This window comes from Cupriavidus gilardii (genome assembly GCF_008801915.1).
In the GTDB taxonomy this organism is placed as follows: domain Bacteria; phylum Pseudomonadota; class Gammaproteobacteria; order Burkholderiales; family Burkholderiaceae; genus Cupriavidus; species Cupriavidus gilardii.
Map to the genome: position 1 here is coordinate 1 of NZ_VZOV01000111.1, position 432 is coordinate 432.

The 432-nt window shown below is 66.7% G+C and carries 1 protein-coding gene; it reads right to left on the minus strand.

What is annotated here, in order from left to right; genetic code table 11:
- The coding region (locus tag F7Q96_RS26700; protein WP_151023678.1) for a phosphatidylglycerol lysyltransferase domain-containing protein at positions 1–432 on the minus strand (432 nt) is incomplete at both ends.

The following is a 432-nucleotide window of genomic DNA, read 5'->3' on the forward strand; positions in this document are numbered from 1 at the left end:
CTCGAGCTGCAGGAATCGGTCCAGAACCCCCAAGACCGAGGACCCAAACTTGGTCAGCGGGTTGGCCCCGAGCTCCTCGGAACGCGCGAAAGTCTCGCGGAACATCGCAAAGTTCAGGGAAACCCGGCCGACACCCAGGCCTTCGGCCTCCTCCATCATCTTGACGATCATGAATTCCGTGGTGCCGTTGGGGGCCCCGGGGGCGCGCCGCATGACGTCGAGGGACAGCCCGTTGCCTCCCCACGGCACGAAGGAGAGCAGGCCGATGGGGGAGCCGTCGGGCGAGTAGGCCACGAGGATCACCGTGCGGTAGTCCGCCGGATCCCCCACCCGATTCAGGGCCATCGAAAAGCCCCGTTCGATCTTGCCGTGGCGCCACTCGTCGGTCAGCGAGGCGACGCGTTCGCGTTGCTCGTCCGTGAGGTCGCCCTG